This is a genomic window from Pseudomonas sp. GNP013, assembly GCF_054343995.1.
Genome location: NZ_JBTGUT010000001.1, coordinates 1,307,352 through 1,325,498, shown reverse-complemented (window position 1 = coordinate 1,325,498; position 18,147 = coordinate 1,307,352). Strand labels below are relative to the sequence as shown.

General features: G+C 62.9%; 17 protein-coding genes. 10 read left to right on the top strand and 7 right to left on the bottom strand.

The window, feature by feature from the left end; genetic code table 11:
- The first annotated feature begins 111 nt into the window (after positions 1-111).
- Complete coding sequence (locus tag ACXX81_RS06010; protein ID WP_231421606.1) at positions 112-897, top strand: outer membrane protein OmpK; 786 nt, start codon at positions 112-114, stop codon at positions 895-897.
- Here ACXX81_RS06010 and ACXX81_RS06005 read toward each other — a convergent pair.
- The gene (locus tag ACXX81_RS06005; RefSeq protein ID WP_231421604.1) at positions 894-2,030 is read right to left on the bottom strand and encodes a patatin-like phospholipase family protein; all 1,137 of its coding nucleotides are present in this window, start codon (positions 2,028-2,030) and stop codon (positions 894-896) included. The genes ACXX81_RS06010 and ACXX81_RS06005 overlap by 4 nt on opposite strands.
- A 30-nt stretch (positions 2,031-2,060) precedes the next feature.
- Positions 2,061-2,996 (bottom strand): lipid A biosynthesis lauroyl acyltransferase, encoded by a 936-nt coding sequence (locus ACXX81_RS06000; protein WP_458571354.1) that lies wholly within the window; start codon positions 2,994-2,996, stop codon positions 2,061-2,063.
- A gap of 118 nt (positions 2,997-3,114) precedes the next feature.
- Here ACXX81_RS06000 and minC point away from each other — a divergent pair, with 118 nt between their 5' ends.
- The 6 genes from minC (at position 3,115) to ACXX81_RS05970 (ending at position 9,564) form a co-directional block, all read left to right on the top strand.
- Positions 3,115-3,852, top strand: a complete 738-nt coding sequence (minC, locus tag ACXX81_RS05995) for a septum site-determining protein MinC (RefSeq protein WP_231421603.1) — start codon at positions 3,115-3,117, stop codon at positions 3,850-3,852.
- A gap of 199 nt (positions 3,853-4,051) precedes the next feature.
- Positions 4,052-4,864 carry a septum site-determining protein MinD gene (minD, locus tag ACXX81_RS05990; RefSeq protein WP_057008132.1) on the top strand — a complete coding sequence of 271 codons (813 nt, stop codon included), beginning with the start codon at positions 4,052-4,054 and terminating at the stop codon, positions 4,862-4,864.
- Between the two features lie 3 nt (positions 4,865-4,867).
- Positions 4,868-5,122, top strand: coding sequence for a cell division topological specificity factor MinE (minE, locus tag ACXX81_RS05985; protein ID WP_003175252.1), 255 nt, complete (start codon positions 4,868-4,870; stop codon positions 5,120-5,122).
- A 96-nt stretch (positions 5,123-5,218) separates the two neighbouring features.
- Entirely contained in the window at positions 5,219-5,854 is a 636-nt protein-coding gene (locus ACXX81_RS05980; protein ID WP_209983381.1) for an RluA family pseudouridine synthase, read from the top strand.
- Positions 5,855-5,960: 106 nt separating this feature from the next.
- Complete coding sequence (locus ACXX81_RS05975; RefSeq protein ID WP_209983383.1) at positions 5,961-7,250, top strand: M18 family aminopeptidase; 1,290 nt, start codon at positions 5,961-5,963, stop codon at positions 7,248-7,250.
- 142 nt (positions 7,251-7,392) lie between these two features.
- Positions 7,393-9,564, top strand: a complete 2,172-nt coding sequence (locus ACXX81_RS05970) for a mechanosensitive ion channel family protein (RefSeq protein WP_209983385.1) — start codon at positions 7,393-7,395, stop codon at positions 9,562-9,564.
- A gap of 105 nt (positions 9,565-9,669) precedes the next feature.
- Here ACXX81_RS05970 and ACXX81_RS05965 read toward each other — a convergent pair whose 3' ends face one another.
- The 5 genes from ACXX81_RS05965 to ACXX81_RS05945 form a co-directional block, all read right to left on the bottom strand.
- Positions 9,670-9,891: an MbtH family protein gene (locus ACXX81_RS05965; protein WP_057008136.1), complete on the bottom strand. Its 222-nt coding sequence runs from the start codon at positions 9,889-9,891 to the stop codon at positions 9,670-9,672.
- Between the two features lie 82 nt (positions 9,892-9,973).
- Complete coding sequence (locus ACXX81_RS05960) at positions 9,974-11,374, bottom strand: aspartate aminotransferase family protein (RefSeq protein WP_209983387.1); 1,401 nt, start codon at positions 11,372-11,374, stop codon at positions 9,974-9,976.
- A 371-nt stretch (positions 11,375-11,745) separates the two neighbouring features.
- Positions 11,746-12,513 carry an N-acetylmuramoyl-L-alanine amidase gene (locus ACXX81_RS05955; protein ID WP_458571353.1) on the bottom strand — a complete coding sequence of 256 codons (768 nt, stop codon included), beginning with the start codon at positions 12,511-12,513 and terminating at the stop codon, positions 11,746-11,748.
- Between the two features lie 121 nt (positions 12,514-12,634).
- The gene (locus ACXX81_RS05950) at positions 12,635-13,957 is read right to left on the bottom strand and encodes an ATP-binding protein (RefSeq protein ID WP_209983391.1); all 1,323 of its coding nucleotides are present in this window, start codon (positions 13,955-13,957) and stop codon (positions 12,635-12,637) included.
- Positions 13,954-14,649, bottom strand: coding sequence for a response regulator (locus tag ACXX81_RS05945; RefSeq protein ID WP_209983393.1), 696 nt, complete (start codon positions 14,647-14,649; stop codon positions 13,954-13,956). The genes ACXX81_RS05950 and ACXX81_RS05945 overlap by 4 nt, the downstream gene beginning before the upstream one ends.
- A gap of 177 nt (positions 14,650-14,826) precedes the next feature.
- Here ACXX81_RS05945 and dsbD point away from each other — a divergent pair, with 177 nt between their 5' ends.
- Genes dsbD through dsbG form a run of 3 tightly spaced genes read left to right on the top strand, consistent with a single transcriptional unit; the run spans position 14,827 to position 18,133 of the window.
- Positions 14,827-16,551 (top strand): protein-disulfide reductase DsbD, encoded by a 1,725-nt coding sequence (gene dsbD, locus ACXX81_RS05940; RefSeq protein ID WP_231421601.1) that lies wholly within the window; start codon positions 14,827-14,829, stop codon positions 16,549-16,551.
- Entirely contained in the window at positions 16,551-17,396 is an 846-nt protein-coding gene (locus ACXX81_RS05935) for a TlpA disulfide reductase family protein (protein ID WP_209983397.1), read from the top strand. Before dsbD ends, ACXX81_RS05935 begins: the two co-directional genes overlap by 1 nt.
- Positions 17,372-18,133 carry a thiol:disulfide interchange protein DsbG gene (gene dsbG, locus ACXX81_RS05930; RefSeq protein WP_458571352.1) on the top strand — a complete coding sequence of 254 codons (762 nt, stop codon included), beginning with the start codon at positions 17,372-17,374 and terminating at the stop codon, positions 18,131-18,133. Before ACXX81_RS05935 ends, dsbG begins: the two co-directional genes overlap by 25 nt.
- Positions 18,134-18,147 lie beyond the last annotated feature (14 nt).

Below are 18,147 nucleotides of genomic sequence, written 5' to 3'. Positions count from 1 at the left end.
TTGCTATCAGTATCAAAGCTGACCGATCAGACGATTTTTGCAGCAAACCCAAAGGCGCCACACCAGAGCGCCATTAGCAGAAACACACCACCTTAAACTCGGGAGCACCGAATGAAATCTATGTTCAAAGGCCTGATGCTGGCAGGATCCCTGCTGGCCGGCGGCCAGGCCATGGCCGATGATTTGCTGCAGTGGCAGAACAACAGCCTGACCTACCTGTGGGGCAAAAACTTTACGGTCAACCCACAGATCCAGCAAACCGTGACCTTCGAACATGCCGACGCCTGGAAGTACGGCGACAACTTCTTCTTCCTCGACCGCATCTTCTACAACGGCAAGGAAGACGGCAACGTCGGCCCGAATACCTACTACGGCGAGTTCAGCCCGCGCCTGTCATTCGGCAAGATTCTGGACAAGGACCTGTCGCTCGGCCCGATCAAGGACGTGTTGCTGGCCTTCACCTACGAGTTCGGCGAAGGCGATAACGAGTCCTACCTGCTCGGCCCGGCCTTTGATTTGAACGTCCCCGGCTTCGACTATTTCCAGCTGAACTTCTACCAGCGCCAGACCGAAGGCAATCGCCCGGGTGACGGTGTCTGGCAGATCACGCCGGTGTGGGCCTACACCCTGCCGGTGGGCAACTCGAACATCCTGATTGATGGTTTCATCGACTGGGTGGTGGACAACGACCGTAACGCCCGCGGCACTTACCACGCCAACCTGCACTTCAACCCGCAGGTAAAATACGACCTGGGCAAGGCGCTGCACTGGGGCGAGAAACAACTGTATGTCGGCTTTGAGTACGACTACTGGAAGAACAAGTACGGCATCGAAGACTCCGGCGCGTTCAAGACCACCCAGGACACGGCGAGCTTTTTGGTCAAATACCACTTCTAAACGTTGATTGCGGGCAGGCCGAGGAATCGGGTGATTTCCTCGCGCTTGGCCAACGCATCACGCCTGCCCAACTCAATCAACTCGCTGCAATAACCCGCTTCGAACAGCAAGTAACTCAACACCCCCGCCCCGCTCGTCTTCGTCGCCCCCGGCCCCTTCAGAAACACCCGCAGCGCCGCCGGCAATTCCTGGCGATGCCGCGCGGCAATTTCATCGATCGGCTGGCTGGGCGCGATCACCAGCACCTCCACTGCCGCAACGCCGGGCGCGGCATGACTGAACTGGTTCAAGCGCTCCAGCAACTCGATATCGCTCTCCAGGCTGTCGATGAACGTGCTGTTGAGCATATGCCCGCCGATCTGCGCCAGGGTCGGCTGCTGGCCGGTAAAACTGCGCGGCATCGACGGTTCATGACTGCGTAGATTGCCGCTGACGCCCACCACCAGTACCCGGCTGGCGCCCAGGTGCAGGGCCGGACTGATCGGGGCGGATTGGCGCACCGCGCCGTCGCCAAAGTATTCCTGGTCGAGTTTTACCGGAGCGAACAGCAAGGGGATCGCGGAGCTTGCCAGCAGGTGCTCGACGGTCAGTTGCGTGGGGACGCCGATGCGCCGGTGGCGCAACCACGCCTCAATGGTGCCGCCGCCCTGATAGAAGGTCACCGCTTGCCCGGACTCATAGCCAAACGCTGTGATCGCAACCGCATGCAGGTGCTTGTTGCGGATCGCCTCATCGATGCCCGGCAAGTGCAGTTTGTCCTGCAACAGGTCGCGCAGGGGCGAACTGTCGAGCAACGCCACCGGACATTGCCGGCCAAGGCCGAGCAGGCTGTGGATGAAAAACCGACTGGCCTGGCGCATCACCCCGGGCCAGTCGCTGCGCACCACCTGATGGCTGCCAAAACCCTGCCAGAACGCCGTAAGCCGTTGGATCGCCGCGCGAAAATCCATCGCGCCACTGGCCAGGCTCACCGCATTGATTGCCCCGGCCGAGGTGCCGACGATTACCGGAAACGGATTGGGCGCACCGGGCGGCAACAGTTCGGCAATCGCCGCCAGTACCCCCACCTGATAGGCCGCTCGCGCCCCGCCGCCGGAAAGAATCAAGCCTGTGACCGGTTCGGCTGAACGCATTGCATCACTCCATGTGGGGAAAAATGGCGGTTATCGACGGCGTTTTTCGTACAGTTTGGGCTCGCCCGGTGGCCGGCTCTTGAAGCGGCGGTGGGTCCACAAATATTGCTCGGGACATTCACTCACAGCAGCCTCGACCCACTGATTGATGCGCAGGCCGTCGACTTCATCGCTCTCGCCGGGGAAGTCGGTCAATGGTGCGTGGATCATCAGACGATAGCCGCTGCCGTCGGCCAGACGCTCCTGGGTGAACGGCACCACCAGCGCCTTACCGAGTTTGGCGAACTTGCTGGTGGCGGTGACGGTGGCGGCCTGGATGCCGAACAGTGGTACGAAAACGCTCTGCTTGGCGCCATAGTCCTGGTCCGGCGCGTACCAGATGGCGCGCCCGGCGCGCAGCAGCTTGAGCATGCCGCGCACGTCTTCACGCTCCACCGCCAGCGAGTCAAGGTTGTGCCGCTCGCGGCCACGGCGCTGGATATAGTCGAACAGCGGGTTGCCGTGCTCGCGGTACATACCGTCGATGGTGTGTTTCTGGCCGAGCAGGGCCGCGCCGATTTCCAGGGTGGTGAAGTGCAGGGCCATGAGGATGACGCCCTTGCCGTCCAGTTGCGCCTGCTTGAGGTGTTCAAGCCCTTCGACGTGAGCCAGACGCGCCAGGCGCTGGCGCGACCACCACCAGCTCATGGCCATTTCGAAAAAGGCGATGCCGGTGGAGGCGAAATTTTCCTTGAGCAGACGCTTGCGCTCCCGGGCGGACTTCTGCGGGAAGCACAGCTCGATGTTGCGCGCGGCAATGCGGCGACGCTCGCCGGCCACGCGGTACATGCCCGCACCCAGCAGGCGACCAATGGTCAACAGCGCCCGGTACGGCAATTGGGTGACCAGCCACAGCAGGCCGAGCCCCAGCCATAGCAGCCAAAAACGCGGGTGAAAAAATACAGCTCGAAAACGCGGGCGATCCATTACAGATTCCGGTAAAGACAGGGCCGCGCATTCTACAACGGTTCGACTCGGCTTGCGGCCAGTGGATGTTCTCGTTATAAGTCTCGACACTTTTCGTGACAAGCCGCTTTTGCCGACCATGAGCCAAACCGAACCGCTAGACCAAGATCCCGTGTTCCAGCTGAAAGGCAGCATGCTCGCCATCACCGTGCTGGAACTGGCCCGCAACGACCTCGACGCCCTGGACCGCCAGCTCGCCGCCAAGGTCGCCCTCGCGCCGAACTTCTTCAACAATGCCCCGCTGGTACTGGCCCTGGACAAACTGCCCGCCGGTCAGGGCGCTGTCGACCTGCCCGGCCTGATGCGCGTCTGCCGCTCCCACGGCTTGCGTACCCTGGCAATTCGCGCCAGCCGGATCGAAGACATTGCCGCGGCCATCGCAATTGAATTGCCAGTACTGCCACCGTCCGGCGCACGCGAGCGTCCGCTGGATCCAGGCGAAGGCGAGGTGAAGAAAAAACCGGAAAAACCGGCGGAACCGCTGATCAAGCCTACAAAGATCATCACCACCCCCGTACGCGGCGGGCAGCAGATTTACGCCCAGGGCGGCGACCTTGTTGTAGTCTCCTCGGTCAGTCCCGGCGCGGAACTTCTCGCCGATGGCAACATCCATGTATACGGTCCGATGCGCGGCCGTGCGCTCGCCGGCATCAAGGGTGATACCAGGGCCCGTATTTTCTGCCAGCAGTTGACCGCTGAGCTGGTATCCATCGCGGGTCAGTACAAGGTTGCCGAAGATTTACGCCGCGACCCGCTGTGGGGGGCCGGGGTACAGGTCAGCCTGTCGGGCGATGTGTTGAACATCACCCGTCTTTAACGGATACTGCCGCATTTTCCAAGCATCTCTAGACTCTGATAGCAAAGCGAAACCGGCAATACTTGCGTAGGAATAACTGAAAATTGGCGTCCCCCGTGGAAACCGAGTCTTTTTCCTACACAGGCTGTCCGCCTGCAGCGAGTTTCAAGAGATGTTTTTCAGGGGCTGAAAAGTCCTTTTTCCTTAGGGGTGAAACACCTTGGCCAAGATTCTCGTGGTTACATCCGGCAAGGGTGGTGTGGGTAAGACCACCACCAGCGCCGCTATCGGTACCGGCCTCGCACTGCGCGGCCACAAGACAGTCATCGTCGACTTCGACGTCGGTTTGCGTAACCTCGACCTGATCATGGGTTGCGAGCGCCGCGTGGTGTATGACTTCGTCAACGTGGTAAACGGCGAAGCCAACCTGCAGCAGGCCCTGATCAAGGACAAGCGCCTTGAGAACCTGTACGTGCTGGCCGCCAGCCAGACCCGTGACAAGGACGCGCTGACCAAGGAAGGCGTAGGCAAAGTCCTCGCCGAACTGAAGGAAACCTTCGAATACGTGGTGTGCGACTCCCCGGCCGGTATCGAAACCGGTGCTCACCTGGCGATGTACTTCGCCGATGAAGCCATCGTGGTCACCAACCCGGAAGTGTCGTCGGTACGTGACTCGGACCGCATGCTCGGCCTGCTGGCCAGCAAGTCCCAGCGCGCCGAGAAAGGCGAAGAGCCGATCAAGGAACACCTGCTGCTCACCCGCTACAACCCTGAGCGCGTCAGCAATGGCGAAATGCTCGGCGTGGAAGACGTCAAGGACATCCTCGCGGTGACGCTGCTGGGTGTGATCCCGGAGTCCCAGGCGGTGCTGAAGGCGTCCAACCAGGGCGTGCCGGTGATTCTCGATGACCAGAGCGACGCCGGCCAGGCCTACAGCGATGCGGTTGACCGCCTGTTGGGCAAGACCGTTGACCATCGCTTCCTCGACGTCAAGAAGAAGGGATTCTTCGAGCGTATCTTTGGAGGCAATTGAACAATGAAATTTCTCGACTTCTTTCGCGCCAACAAAAAGCCAAGTACCGCGTCGGTCGCGAAAGAGCGTCTACAGATCATCGTGGCGCACGAACGCGGCCAACGCAGCACCCCGGATTACCTGCCGGCCTTGCAGAAGGAACTGGTTGAAGTGATCCGCAAGTACGTCAATATCGGCAACGATGACGTGCATGTCGCCCTGGAAAACGACGGCAGTTGCTCGATTCTGGAACTCAATATCACCCTGCCTGATCGTTGATCGAACAGGCGGCCGCTGCGGCGGCTCGGTCACCTTGATCCCTGTAGGGGAACCGGGTGGTCGAGCCGCCGTTGGCGTTTGTTACGAGGCTGTTTAATGCCGCTGTCCAACATCCATATCCTGCATCAGGATGCCGCCGTCCTGGTGGTCAACAAACCTACCCTGCTGCTCTCGGTGCCCGGTCGGGCCGACGACAACAAGGACTGCCTGATCACCCGCCTGCAGGAAAACGGCTACCCCGAAGCGCGCATTGTGCATCGCCTGGACTGGGAAACCTCGGGGATCATCCTGCTGGCGCGGGACGCGGATTCCCATCGCGAACTGTCTCGCCAGTTTCACGACCGCGAAACAGAAAAAGCCTACACCGCCCTGGCCTGGGGCCAGCCGGCACTGGACAGCGGCAGCATTGACCTGCCCCTGCGCTATGACCCGCCGACCAAGCCGCGCCACGTGGTGGACCACGAATTCGGCAAGCACGCGCTGACCTTCTGGAAGGTGCTGGAACGTTGCGGCGACTGGTGCCGCGTGGAGCTGACACCCATCACCGGGCGCTCGCACCAGTTGCGCGTGCACATGCTCTCGATTGGCCATCCGTTGCTGGGCGATGGCCTGTACGCCCATGAACAGGCCCTGGCCGCATGGCCGCGCCTGTGCCTGCACGCGAGCATGTTGAGCTTTACGCATCCGCAGAGCGGCGAGCGGCTGCGCTTCGAGTGCCCCGCCCCGTTCTAAAGCTGCCAATGCATTAAAAATGTGGGAGGGGCTTGCTCCCACATTTGTACTGTGCACTTCTGACAATCGGACGGTAAACTCCGCGCACTGCTGTCTGGAGCTATTTATGCGCGAAGCGTTGAATCAAGGCCTGATCGACTTTCTCAAGGCCTCCCCTACTCCCTTTCATGCCACTGCCGCCCTCGCCCAGCGTCTGGAAGCGGCCGGCTACCAGCGTCTCGACGAGCGCGACACCTGGGCCACCGAGGCCAACGGTCGCTACTACGTCACCCGTAACGACTCCTCGATCATCGCCTTCAAGCTCGGCCGTCAGTCGCCGCTGCAGGACGGCATCCGCATGGTCGGCGCCCACACCGACAGCCCGTGCCTGCGCGTCAAGCCTCAGCCCGAGTTGCAACGCCAGGGTTTCTGGCAGTTGGGCGTGGAAGTCTACGGCGGCGCACTGTTGGCACCGTGGTTCGACCGCGACCTGTCGCTGGCCGGCCGCGTGACCTTCCGCCGCGACGGCAAGGTCGAGAGCCAATTGATCGACTTCAAGCTGCCGATTGCCATCATTCCCAACCTGGCCATTCACCTGAACCGGGAAGCCAACCAGGGCTGGGCGATCAATGCCCAGACCGAATTGCCACCGATCCTTGCGCAGTTTGCCGGTGACGAGCGTGTGGACTTTCGCGCCGTGCTCACCGATCAACTGGCCCGCGAACACGGCTTGAACGCCGATGTGGTGCTTGACTACGAGCTGAGTTTCTACGACACCCAAAGCGCGGCCGTGATTGGCCTGCACGGCGACTTCATCGCCGGCGCGCGCCTGGACAACCTGCTGTCGTGCTATGCCGGCCTGCAGGCCCTGCTCACCAGCGACAGCGACGAAACCTGCGTGCTGGTGTGCAACGACCACGAAGAAGTCGGCTCCTGCTCGGCCTGCGGTGCCGATGGCCCGATGCTCGAGCAGACCCTGCGCCGCCTGTTGCCCGAAGGCGAAGCGTTCGTGCGCACCCTCCAGAAATCACTGCTGGTGTCGGCGGACAACGCCCACGGCGTGCACCCCAACTATGCGGAAAAGCACGACGCCAACCACGGTCCCAAGCTCAATGCCGGCCCGGTGATCAAAGTCAACAGCAACCAGCGCTATGCCACCAACAGCGAAACCGCAGGCTTCTTCCGCCACCTGTGCATGGCCCAGGAAGTGCCGGTGCAGAGCTTCGTGGTGCGCAGCGACATGGGCTGCGGCTCGACCATCGGCCCGATCACTGCCAGTCACCTGGGCGTGCGCACCGTGGACATCGGCCTGCCGACATTCGCCATGCATTCGATCCGCGAGCTGTGCGGCAGCCATGACCTGGCGCATCTGGTGAAGGTACTCGGCGCGTTCTACAGCAGTCGCGACCTGCCCTGATGTGGAAGGGGCTTGCCCCTCCCTCAGAGGTTCTGTGTGCACCTGACCTGCACTGTCGTGCACAAGACTTTCGCCAAACTGGCCGAATGCCGCGTGCAATCGTACACTCGGGCCACTCGTCGTTTTCAAGGTTGACCGCCTCGTGCTTTCCCGTCTGTTTGCCCTGCCCTGCTACCTGTTGATCGCCCTGCTCACTCTGCTGCCGCTCTCACCTGCGCAGGCCGTGGGCCTGCCCGGCCTGCTGGGCAGCGGCACCAAGACCCAACCCCAGGCAGAAGTGCCGCTGGGCCAGTCGCTGGACGAGGTGATCAAGACCCTCGAAAACGACCAGCAGCGCACCCAACTGCTGAGCGATCTGAAGAAACTGCGTGCCGCCACGCAAAAGGCCCAGCCGGCGGCCGAGCAAGGCGTGCTGGGGTTGATCGGCAGTACGTTGACGGGCCTCGAATCACAGTTTTCCGGGGCTGACAGCCCGCTGGGACGCTGGTCCAGTGAAGTCGACCAGGCCAGGGACGAATTGAGCGCCCTGATGCTGCCGGCCACTGAATGGCTGCCGATCATCTTTGGTTTCGCCTTGATCCTTGCGCTGTGGAGCCTGTTGGCTGCCGCGCTGATCTGGCTGAGCCACCGCCTGCGCGAGCGCTTTGGCCTGCCCGAGGAACTGCCGCAACACCCGCGCACCTGGGACATGCTGCGCTTCGCCCTGCGCAAGCTCGGCCCGTGGCTGATCGCACTGGTGATCACCGTGTACCTGAGCTACGCGCTGCCCTCGTCGCTGGGTAAATCCCTGGCGATGGTGCTGGCCTATGCGTTGGTGGTGGGCACCTGTTTCTCGGCGATCTGCGTGATTGCCTTTTCCCTGCTCGATGGCCCGCATCGCCATCGCGCGCTGTACATCCTGCGCCACCAGGCCTTCCGCCCGTTGTGGCTGATCGGCAGTTTCGCTGCGTTCGGCGAAGCCTTGAGCGACCCACGCATGATGCAGGCCCTCGGACAGCACCTGGCCCATACCGCCGCGACTGTGGCGAATGTGATGGCCGCGCTGTCCACCGGCGTGTTTATCCTGCGCTTTCGCCGGCCGATTGCGCACCTGATCCGCAACCAGCCGCTGTCGCGCCGCCTTAATCGCCGCGCCATCAGCGACACCCTGTCGATCATCGGCTCGTTCTGGTATCTCCCGGCACTGCTGCTGGTGGGCATCTCGCTGTTCGCCACGTTCCTGTCTGCCGGCGACACCAGCACCGCCCTGCGCCAATCGCTGCTGTGCACGGTGTTGCTGGTGTTGTGCATGGTCATCAACGGTCTGGTGCGCCGCCACGCCCTCAAGCCGATGCGCGGGCACAAGCGCCATGCGCTGTACTCCGAGCGCCTGAAAAACTTCGTTTACACCCTGGCCCACCTGGCGGTGTGGCTGGTGTTCATCGAACTGGGCCTGCGGGTATGGGGCCTGTCGCTGATTCGCTTTACCGAAGGCGACGGCCATGAAATCAGCGTCAAGCTGTTCGGCCTGGGCGGCACGCTGCTGTTTGCCTGGCTGATCTGGATCCTCAGCGACACCGCGATCCACCACGCCCTGACCCGCTCGCGCAAGGGCCTGGCCAATGCGCGTGCGCAGACCATGATGCCGTTGATCCGCAACGTGCTGTTCGTGACCATCTTCATCATCGCTGCCATCGTCGCCCTGGCGAACATGGGCATGAACGTCACGCCACTGCTGGCCGGTGCCGGTGTGATCGGCCTGGCCATCGGTTTTGGCGCGCAGTCGCTGGTGGCAGACCTGATCACCGGCTTGTTCATCATCATCGAAGACTCCCTGGCCATCGATGACTACGTGGACGTCGGCGGCCATCTCGGCACCGTCGAGGGCCTGACCATCCGCACCGTGCGCCTGCGCGACATCGACGGTATCGTGCACACCATCCCGTTCAGCGAAATCAAAAGCATCAAGAACTACTCGCGGGAGTTCGGCTACGCGATCTTCCGTGTGGCGATCCCCTACAACATGGAAATCGACGACGCGATCAAGCTGATGCGCGACGTCGGCCAGAAGATGCGCAACGACCCGCTGCAACGGCGCAATATCTGGTCGCCGCTGGAGATTCAGGGGGTGGAGAGTTTCGAGTCGGGCAGCGCGATCCTGCGCGCGCGGTTCAAGACCGCGCCGATCAAACAATGGGAGGTGTCGCGAGCGTTCAACCTGGCGCTCAAGCGGCAGCTGGACGAGGCCGGAATGGATCTGGCGACGCCGCGCTTGAGTGTGCAGGTGGTGACGGCGGGATTGGAAAAAGACAAGTCGCAAGGCAGCACGAATTAAAGGTTGGGGGGGCTTGCTCCTGATGGCTGAGTGTCAGCCGCTGCATGCATTGCTGACCCATCGCTATCGGGAGCAAGCCCCCTCCCACATTTTGATCTGTGGTGCCTAGGCCAACGCGGCGCCATCCATCTTCTGGCGCAGGCTCAACGGGCGCATGTCGGTCCAGGTTTCTTCGATGTAAGCCAGGCACTCCTTCTTGAAGCCGCTCTTGCCCACAGTGCGCCAGCCTTCCGGCACGGCTTTGTAGTCAGGCCAGATGGAATACTGTTCTTCGTGGTTGACCACTACCTGAAACAGGATGTCGTCGCGGTCAAATACTGAGGTCATTGCTGTTCTCCATCGCTCAAAGGCTGGCTGCGCACCACGCGCAGCGCTGATATCTGTAGAAACGTACCGGCCGTGTAAAAAATTAGAGGCCGGCGACGGCCGCTGCCAGGGCGCGGCCGAAGAGGTCGGCAACGCGGTCGACCTCGGCAGCGGTAATCACCAGCGGCGGCAGAAAGCGCACCACGCTGCCATGGCGCCCGCCCAGTTCCAGGATCAGTCCACGCTTGAGGCATTCGCGCTGCACCAGCGGCGCCAACTCGCGATGCACCGGCGGATGGCCCTGGCTATCGGGCGCACCAAGTGGGTCGACCAGCTCCACCCCCAGCATCAGCCCGCGACCGCGAATATCACCCAGGTGCGGGTAATCGCGCTGCAGGATGCGCAAGTGCTCGCCGAGGCGCTCGCCCATCGCCGTCGCGTGGGCCGGCAGGTCGTGTTCCTTGAGGTAGCGCATCACCGCCGACCCCGCCGCCATGGCCATCTGATTACCGCGAAACGTACCGGCATGGGCGCCCGGCAGCCAGGTGTCGAGCCAGTCGCGATACACCACCACCGCCAGCGGCAGGCTGCCGCCGATGGCCTTGGACAGCACCACCACGTCCGGGATGATGCCTGCGTGTTCAAAGGCGAACATCTTGCCGGTGCGGCCAAAACCGCTCTGGATTTCATCGACAATCAACGCGACCCCTGCCTGCTGGGTGATGCGGCGCAAGCCACGCAGCCAGTCGAGATCGGCCGGGATCACACCGCCTTCGCCCTGCACCACTTCGACAATCACCGCCGCCGGCAGCAGCACCCCGGCTTCGGGATCGTTGAGCAAATTCTCCAGGTAATGCAGGTTGACCCGCACACCCTCCGCGCCACCCAGGCCGAACGGGCAACGGTAGTCATAGGGATAAGGCAGAAATTGCACGCCATTGCCGAGCAACGCACCCAAGGGTTTTTTCGGCCCCAGGCTGCCCATCAGGCTCAGCGCACCCTGGCTCATGCCGTGGTAACCGCCCTGGAACGACAGCACCGTGCTGCGCCCGGTGGCGGTGCGCACCAGCTTCAACGCCGCTTCCACCGCATCAGTGCCGGTTGGGCCGCAGAACTGGATTTTCGCTTCCCGCGCCAGCTCGGCCGGCAGCAGCCCGAACAGGTCCTGCACGAACTGATCCTTGACCGGCGTGGTGAGGTCCAGGGTGTGCAATGGCAACTCATCGGCCAGCACCTGCTGGATCGCCTCGATCACCACCGGGTGGTTATGCCCCAACGCCAGCGTGCCGGCGCCGGCCAGGCAATCGATGAAGCTGCGGCCCTCAACGTCTTCCACGTAGATACCCTTGGCCCGCTTGAGCGCCAGAGGAATGCGCCGGGGGTAACTGCGCGCGTTGGATTCCTGTTGGCGCTGGCGGGCCAGGAGTGGGGTTTCGTCGAACTGGTAGAGCGTTTCGGCGGGGTGCGCCGGGGTGGTTTCGATACGGCTGGTAGCGACTGACATCTTTCGAATCCCTCAATACGCTGTTTGGTTGCTTGAGTTGGAGACGCTTGAGGGTGGGGGGGATTTAGGGGGCTTTTTCGGTTAGTTGGGTGTATATCCCGCTCTTGCCCCACCACTCGGCACCTCGCCTGCGTGCGGCCAGCGTGGTTGACGGGGCGCCTGAGATCAAAAGCCGCGTGATATCCATCAGACCAATGGAGATCCAAATGTGGGAGGGGGCTTGCTCCCGATGGCAGTGGCTCAGCGACCAATAAGCTGACTGACACTCAGCCATTGGGAGCAAGCCCCCTCCCCCATTTTGTCTTCGACGTGAACCGCCGCAAGGGCGGAACCCTAAGCCGCCGTGACCTGAATAACGGATATACCCCCCATCAAAGCCCCCGATACTTCTCATTCAGGGCATACAAAATCGCACACGTCTCAGCATCCAAAACCCCACCATAATCCCGCCCCCGAAAATGCATCTGAAACGCCCGCGTCCGAAGCTCAAACCCCTGACGATTCGCCGCCGCCTTGTAGCCATACCGCTGAAACGCCCGCTCCAACTCCACCTCCGGCGGCAACCCGAGGTTGAAACGCCGCAGATACATTCTGCGGGTCGCCTCATCAAACCAGGCACCCACGCCCGCCTCGAACAAAAACCGCCACGGCAACTGCGGCCCTGGATCACTCTTGCGCCAATACGCCACATCCGAATGCCCAAGAATGTCGGTCGGCCCCATCTGTGGGTACCGCCCAAGCACATCGCGCACCAGCGCAATCAATGCCTGCACTTGCTCCGGAGCATACGCAGGAAACGTGAACACCCCCTTGTCATCCCGCGCCAGGTTGACGATCTCCACACCAATCGAACGACTGTTGAGGTTGTCCCGCCCACCCCAATGGCTCACCCCGGCATGCCACGCCCGCTGGTCTTCCTCTACCAGGCGAAACACGCGCAACTCGTCATACCCGGCGCAGCGATAGCCGGATTCGTTCGGGTCGGGCAACAGGTAGTGGGCGCTCACCCCATCCTGGGTCAGGGTGCGCAACGAGGAGGCAAACGGCGCGGCGGTGTAGTGCAGGATTATCTGCTGCACCTGCTCGCCGTTGCGCTGATTGAAACCCGTGGCGGGGAAACTGCTGTCAATGACCAACATAAGAACCATCCTTTTCAATACAGGCCGAATCGTTCAGCCCGTTCAAGCGCAAAAAAATTACCGCCATCCTGAAGGCTTGAACCCCAGGATGGCGGTAACTATCTGGCACCTGAAAAAACAATCAACGCCGCAGCGGCATGCCCAGTTCGACGCGCAAACCATCCGGCTGGCTGTCGAATTTCAATGAGCAGGAACAGCGCTGCACGATCGCCTGCACGATTGCCAGGCCCAGGCCACAGCCTTCGCTGTTGCCGTTGCGCCAGAAGCGCTGGGTCAGGTACTGCAGGTCTTCGCTGGAGATCTGCTTGCCATGGTCACGCACGCGAAAGATCACGCAGTCGGCGGCGGTCAGCACACTGAGTTCAACGCGGGTATCCGCCGGAGTATGGCGCAGGGCATTGTCGAGCAGGTTGCGCAGCGCGGCGACCGCCAGGCCCACCGGCATTTCCACCGGGGCGGCCGAGAGGTTGTCCGGCAGGATCAGGTCGATGCGCCTGTTGTCACCGGCATTCGCATCCTGGATCGCCAGCCTGGCGACCTCTTCGGCGCTGGACTGCACACCATCGTCGAACGACAGGCTGCCCTCCACCCGCGCCAGCAGCAGCAATTGCTCGAGGGTGCGGTGCAGGCGGTCGGCGCCTGCCTCGGCATGGGCCAGCGACTGGTCGCGGGCCGCACCATCGGTCATGCGGGCCACTTGCAGGTGGGTCTTGATCGCCGTCAGCGGGCTGCGCAGCTCGTGGGCGGCGTCGCCGGTGAGGCGGCGCTCACGCTCGATGGTCTTGGCAATACGCTGCAACAGTTGGTTCTGCGTGTCGAGCAGCGGTTTGAGTTCGCTGGGCAACGGGTGAATCTGCAACGGCTCGAGGGAGTCGGCACTGCGCCGCATCAAGGCATCACGCATACGATTGAGCGGCAGCAGGCTCTGGCCGATGCCCAGCCATAACAGGCACAGACACCCCAGCATCGCCGCACCCACCGGCACCGAGGCCGCCAGCAGGATCGACGTGTTCAACGCTTCGCGCTCCGCATGGCGGTCGGCGGTGGTGATCAACAGGTCGCCACGGCTGAGGGTAAAACTGCGCCAGGCCACGCCGTCGATCAGCTGGTCACGAAAGCCGCTCTGGTGCGACTCCAGGCCCTCATCCGGGGTGGTGTGGCTGCGCGCGAGGACTTCCCCGCGCAAGGAGCTGACCTGACAGGCCATGCCACCGGGCACATGCAGGTGTTCGGCGCTGAAACGCGCGCCGCCACTGACACTGGCCAGGCCCGGCATCTGCTCGGTCAGCCCCGCCACCATGCGCGCCGATGCGACCAGACGCTGGTCGAGGGAAAACATCATCTGGTTACGCAGGTCGTTGAGCATCCAGGTCGCCGCCAGCGCCCAGATCAACACAAAAGCGGCGCCCAGCTTGAACGTCAGGCGCAGGCGCAGGCTTTTCACGAAACCTTCTCTCCCTCATCAGGGCGACCTTCATCGGCAGCGCCCAAACGATAGCCAAGGCCACGCACTGTTTCGACGATGCCATTGCCCAATTTGCGCCGCAGGTGATGGATATGCACATTGAGCGCGTTGCTTTCCAGCTCGTCGCTGAAACCGTAGACGCTGTCCTTGAGCTGTTCGCTGGAAAGCACCCGGCCCTTGTTGTGCAGCAGGGCCTGCAACAATGCCTGCTCGCGGCGCGACAGGTCCACCGGCTGGCCGCCAAGGAAAGTCTCGCGGCTGCTGGGGTCGTAGGCCAGGCGGCCATGTTCGATCAGGTTGACGCTGCGCCCCGCCACCCGGCGCAGCAGGGTTTGCAGGCGGGCGGCGAGTTCACGCAGGTCGAAAGGTTTGAGCAGGTAGTCGTCGGCACCCGCTTGCAGGCCGTCGACACGGTTGGTCACCGAATCCCGTGCGGTGAGGATCAGCACCGGGATTTCCAGGCCCTGGCTGCGCTGTTGCTGCAGCAGCTTGAGACCGTCTTCGTCGGGCAGGCCAAGGTCGAGCACCATGATGTCGAACGCTGCTGCCTTGAGCATCGCCCGCGCCGCGCCAGCGCTCGCCACGCGCTCCACGGTGAAGCCCTGGGCGGTGAGACCGGCCACGATGCCGCTGGCGATCAGTTCATCGTCTTCACAGACCAGTACGTGCATGCTGAACCCTTCATGAAAGATGGCGTGATTAGAGAATGCAGGGATTAAGCGCGCATTATGCCGCCAATGTTGGCAACACCCGCTGATCCGTACACTCTAGAATAGCGCCCGGTTAATCATCGGTTAATCAACGCCACACATTGTGTGCCTCAACTTGTACGGGATTAAGGCTTGACCATGCGGCATCTGTTTACCTTTTTGCTGGTAATGCTTGCGGGATTGGCCCAGGCCTCGCCTGGCAACCCTTTCGACACCAAACCCGATTTCCTCCCGGTGGGCAAGGCGTTCACCTTTACTTCCGAGCGCCTGGAAAGTGGCGAGACCCAGCTGTATTGGCAGATTGCCGACGGTTATTACCTGTACCAGCAACGCATGAAGTTCGAAGGCCTCGCCGAAAAGCCGACGCTGCCCAAGGGCGAGGCCCATAGCGACGAGTTCTTCGGCGAGCAGGAGGTGTATCGCCAGGGCCTGGAAGTGAAGATCCCCGCCGGTGCCACCGGCCAGCTCAAGCTCGGCTGGCAGGGCTGCGCCGATGCGGGCCTGTGCTACCCGCCGCAATCGATCACCGTCGACCTGGGCGGCAACCCGGCCGTAGCCGCCACCGCCCAGGCTCAGGACCAGAGCCTGGCCAGCGGCCTGCAAGAGCGCAGCCTGGGCTGGAGTGTGCTGGCGTTCTTCGGCCTGGGCCTGTTGCTGGCGTTTGCCCCGTGTTCATTGCCGATGCTGCCGATTCTTGCCGGGCTGGTGGTGGGCAGTGGCGCCAGCCCACGTCGTGGCCTGGCCCTGGCCGGCAGCTACGTGGTGTGCATGGCGCTGGTGTATGCCGCGCTGGGCGTGCTGGCCGCACTCGCCGGCGCCAACCTCGCCGCGTTGTTGCAAACCCCGTGGATCCTCGGCAGTTTCGCCGCCCTGTTTGTGATCCTCGCCCTGCCGATGTTCGGCTTCTTTGAACTGCAATTGCCGACCTTCCTGCGTGACCGCCTGGACAACGCCAGCCGCCAGCAAAGCGGTGGCAGCCTGGTGGGCGCCGGCATCCTCGGCGCCTTGTCCGGGCTGCTGGTGGGCCCGTGCATGACCGCGCCACTGGCCGGCGCGCTGCTCTATATCGCCCAGAGCGGCAATGCGCTGCATGGCGGTCTGATCCTGTTCGCCATGGGCATCGGCATCGGTGTGCCGCTGTTGCTGCTGGTGACCGTGGGCAACCGCTTCCTGCCCAAGCCGGGCACCTGGATGAACGTGCTCAAGGGCATCTTCGGTTTCTTGTTTCTGGGCACGGCCGTGCTGATGATTCGCCCAGTGGTCGGCGACAGCCTGTGGCTTGGCCTGTGGGGCGCACTGGCGCTGGTGATGGCCTACTGCGGCTGGGGCCTGGCCCGTGAATACGGTCTGGCCGCCAAGGTATTTGGCGCCGGCTCCGTGGTGCTGGGCCTGTGGGGTGCGGTACTGGTGGTGGGTGCAGCCGGTGGCAGCGACGACCTGTGGCAACCGTTGAGCGTCTACAGCGGCTCGCGCGCCGCTACCGCCGAGGCACACGACGCCTTCACCACGATCAACGACCCGGTCGCCCTGCAAAATCAGCTCGACAGCGCCAGGGCCCAGGGCCAGTGGGTGCTGGTGGACTACTACGCCGACTGGTGCGTGTCGTGCAAGATCATGGAAAAACAGGTGTTCGGCAACGCCGAGGTGATGCAGGCCCTCAAGGACGTGCGCCTGCTGCGCCTGGACGTCACCGCCGACAACGCCGCCAGCCGCGAACTGCTCGGCCGCTACAAGGTGCCGGGGCCGCCAAGCTTCGTGTGGATCGGCCCCGACGGTGAAGAACGCCGCGCCCGGCGCATCACCGGTGAAGTCGACGCCGACGCCTTCCTGCAACGCTGGACTCAGACCCGGGACGCCCGCTGATGCTGACCCTGACCATCGGCACCTTCGCCATCGCGCTGAATCACATCCTGCTGATCAGCGCGCTGATTCTCGCCACCCTGGTGGGCTGGCGTGTGGCCAAGCGTGGCGGTGAGAACCCCGAGTCGGTGCTGTTCAGCCTGTTTCTGCTGGGCATGCTCGCGGCGCGGGTGAGCTTCGTGCTGATGTACTGGAGTGACTATCGCAGCGACTGGCTGCAGATGGTTGACCTGCGCGACGGCGGTTTTCTCGCCTGGCCCGGCATCATCGCGCTGGTGCTTGCCGCCCTCGCCTACGGCTGGCGCCGCCCGGCCCTGCGCAAGCCGCTGAGCGCGGGCGTCATCACCGGGCTGTTGTTCTGGGGCATCACCAGCCTGTCGCTGAACCTCTACGACAAGGGTTCGCAACTGCCCTCGATCACCCTGCGCACTGCCGATGGCCAGGAGGTGCAACTTGCCGATTACAAGGGCGGCCCGCTGGTGATCAACCTGTGGGCCACCTGGTGCCCGCCGTGCCGTCGCGAAATGCCGGTGCTGGAACGCGCGCAACACCAACGGCCGGACGTGACGTTCCTGTTCGTCAACCAGGCCGAAAGCATGCAAAGCGTCAGCACCTTCCTGGCCACCCAGGGCCTGACCCTCGATAACGTGCTGTTCGATGCCAGCGGCCGTCTCGGCCAGGCCGTGGGCTCCATGGCCTTGCCGACCACCTTGTTCTACCAAGCCGATGGGCGCCTGATCAACAGCCACCTGGGCGAGTTGTCCCAAGCCAGCCTGGCCCGCGCCATGGAACCCTTCGACACTGCACCGCAAAGGAAACCGACATGCCAAGCCTCCGCCACCTGCTGACCCTGCTGCCGCTGACGCTCGCGGCCACCCTGGCCCAGGCCGAAGACTGGCCGGCCCCGATCAAACAGATCGAAGCCAAGGGCGCAAAGATCCTCGGCAAGTTCGACGCCCCCAGCGGCCTGACCGGCTACGCCGCGCAATACCAGAACCGCGGGATGGCCCTGTACCTGACCGCCGACGGCAACAGCGTGCTCGCCGGCAACCTGTACGACGCACAGGGCAATGACCTGAGCAGCGCGCCCCTGGAAAAACTGGTGTACGCGCCGATGGCCAAGGAAGTCTGGGCCAAGATGGAAAAAAGCAGCTGGATCCAGGATGGCGATAAAAACGCGCCGCGCACCGTTTACCTGTTCAGCGACCCCAACTGCCCGTACTGCAACATGTTCTGGGAGCAGGCACGCCCGTGGGTAAACGCCGGCAAGGTGCAGTTGCGCCACATCATGGTCGGGATTATTCGCGAGGACAGCCCCGGAAAATCCGCGGCCCTGTTCGCCGCCAAGGATCCGCAAAAAGCCTTGGAGGAACACGAGGCTGCCGGCAAGGCCAGCAAGTTGCAGGCGCTGGACAAGATCCCGGCCACTATCGAGGCCAAGCTCGACGCCAACATGAAGCTGATGGAAGAGCTGGAGTTATCGGCGACGCCGGCGATTTTCTACCTGGATGAAAAAGGCGGCCTGCAGCAACAGCAAGGCGCCCCGTCTCCGGACAAGTTGGCGAAGATACTTGGGCCCAAATAGGCGGCGTCCGGGCT

Excerpts from the sequence above, each read along its gene's own strand:
- ACXX81_RS06010 (WP_231421606.1), top strand. The coding sequence starts at position 112 with ATGAAATCTATGTTCAAAGGCCTGATGCTGGCAGGATCCCTGCTGGCC.
- ACXX81_RS06005 (WP_231421604.1), bottom strand. The coding sequence starts at position 2,030 with ATGCGTTCAGCCGAACCGGTCACAGGCTTGATTCTTTCCGGCGGCGGG.
- ACXX81_RS06000 (WP_458571354.1), bottom strand. The coding sequence starts at position 2,996 with ATGGATCGCCCGCGTTTTCGAGCTGTATTTTTTCACCCGCGTTTTTGG.
- minC (WP_231421603.1), top strand. The coding sequence starts at position 3,115 with ATGAGCCAAACCGAACCGCTAGACCAAGATCCCGTGTTCCAGCTGAAA.
- minE (WP_003175252.1), top strand. The coding sequence starts at position 4,868 with ATGAAATTTCTCGACTTCTTTCGCGCCAACAAAAAGCCAAGTACCGCG.
- ACXX81_RS05980 (WP_209983381.1), top strand. The coding sequence starts at position 5,219 with ATGCCGCTGTCCAACATCCATATCCTGCATCAGGATGCCGCCGTCCTG.
- ACXX81_RS05975 (WP_209983383.1), top strand. The coding sequence starts at position 5,961 with ATGCGCGAAGCGTTGAATCAAGGCCTGATCGACTTTCTCAAGGCCTCC.
- ACXX81_RS05965 (WP_057008136.1), bottom strand. The coding sequence starts at position 9,891 with ATGACCTCAGTATTTGACCGCGACGACATCCTGTTTCAGGTAGTGGTC.
- ACXX81_RS05960 (WP_209983387.1), bottom strand. The coding sequence starts at position 11,374 with ATGTCAGTCGCTACCAGCCGTATCGAAACCACCCCGGCGCACCCCGCC.
- ACXX81_RS05955 (WP_458571353.1), bottom strand. The coding sequence starts at position 12,513 with ATGTTGGTCATTGACAGCAGTTTCCCCGCCACGGGTTTCAATCAGCGC.
- ACXX81_RS05945 (WP_209983393.1), bottom strand. The coding sequence starts at position 14,649 with ATGCACGTACTGGTCTGTGAAGACGATGAACTGATCGCCAGCGGCATC.
- dsbD (WP_231421601.1), top strand. The coding sequence starts at position 14,827 with ATGCGGCATCTGTTTACCTTTTTGCTGGTAATGCTTGCGGGATTGGCC.
- ACXX81_RS05935 (WP_209983397.1), top strand. The coding sequence starts at position 16,551 with ATGCTGACCCTGACCATCGGCACCTTCGCCATCGCGCTGAATCACATC.
- dsbG (WP_458571352.1), top strand. The coding sequence starts at position 17,372 with ATGCCAAGCCTCCGCCACCTGCTGACCCTGCTGCCGCTGACGCTCGCG.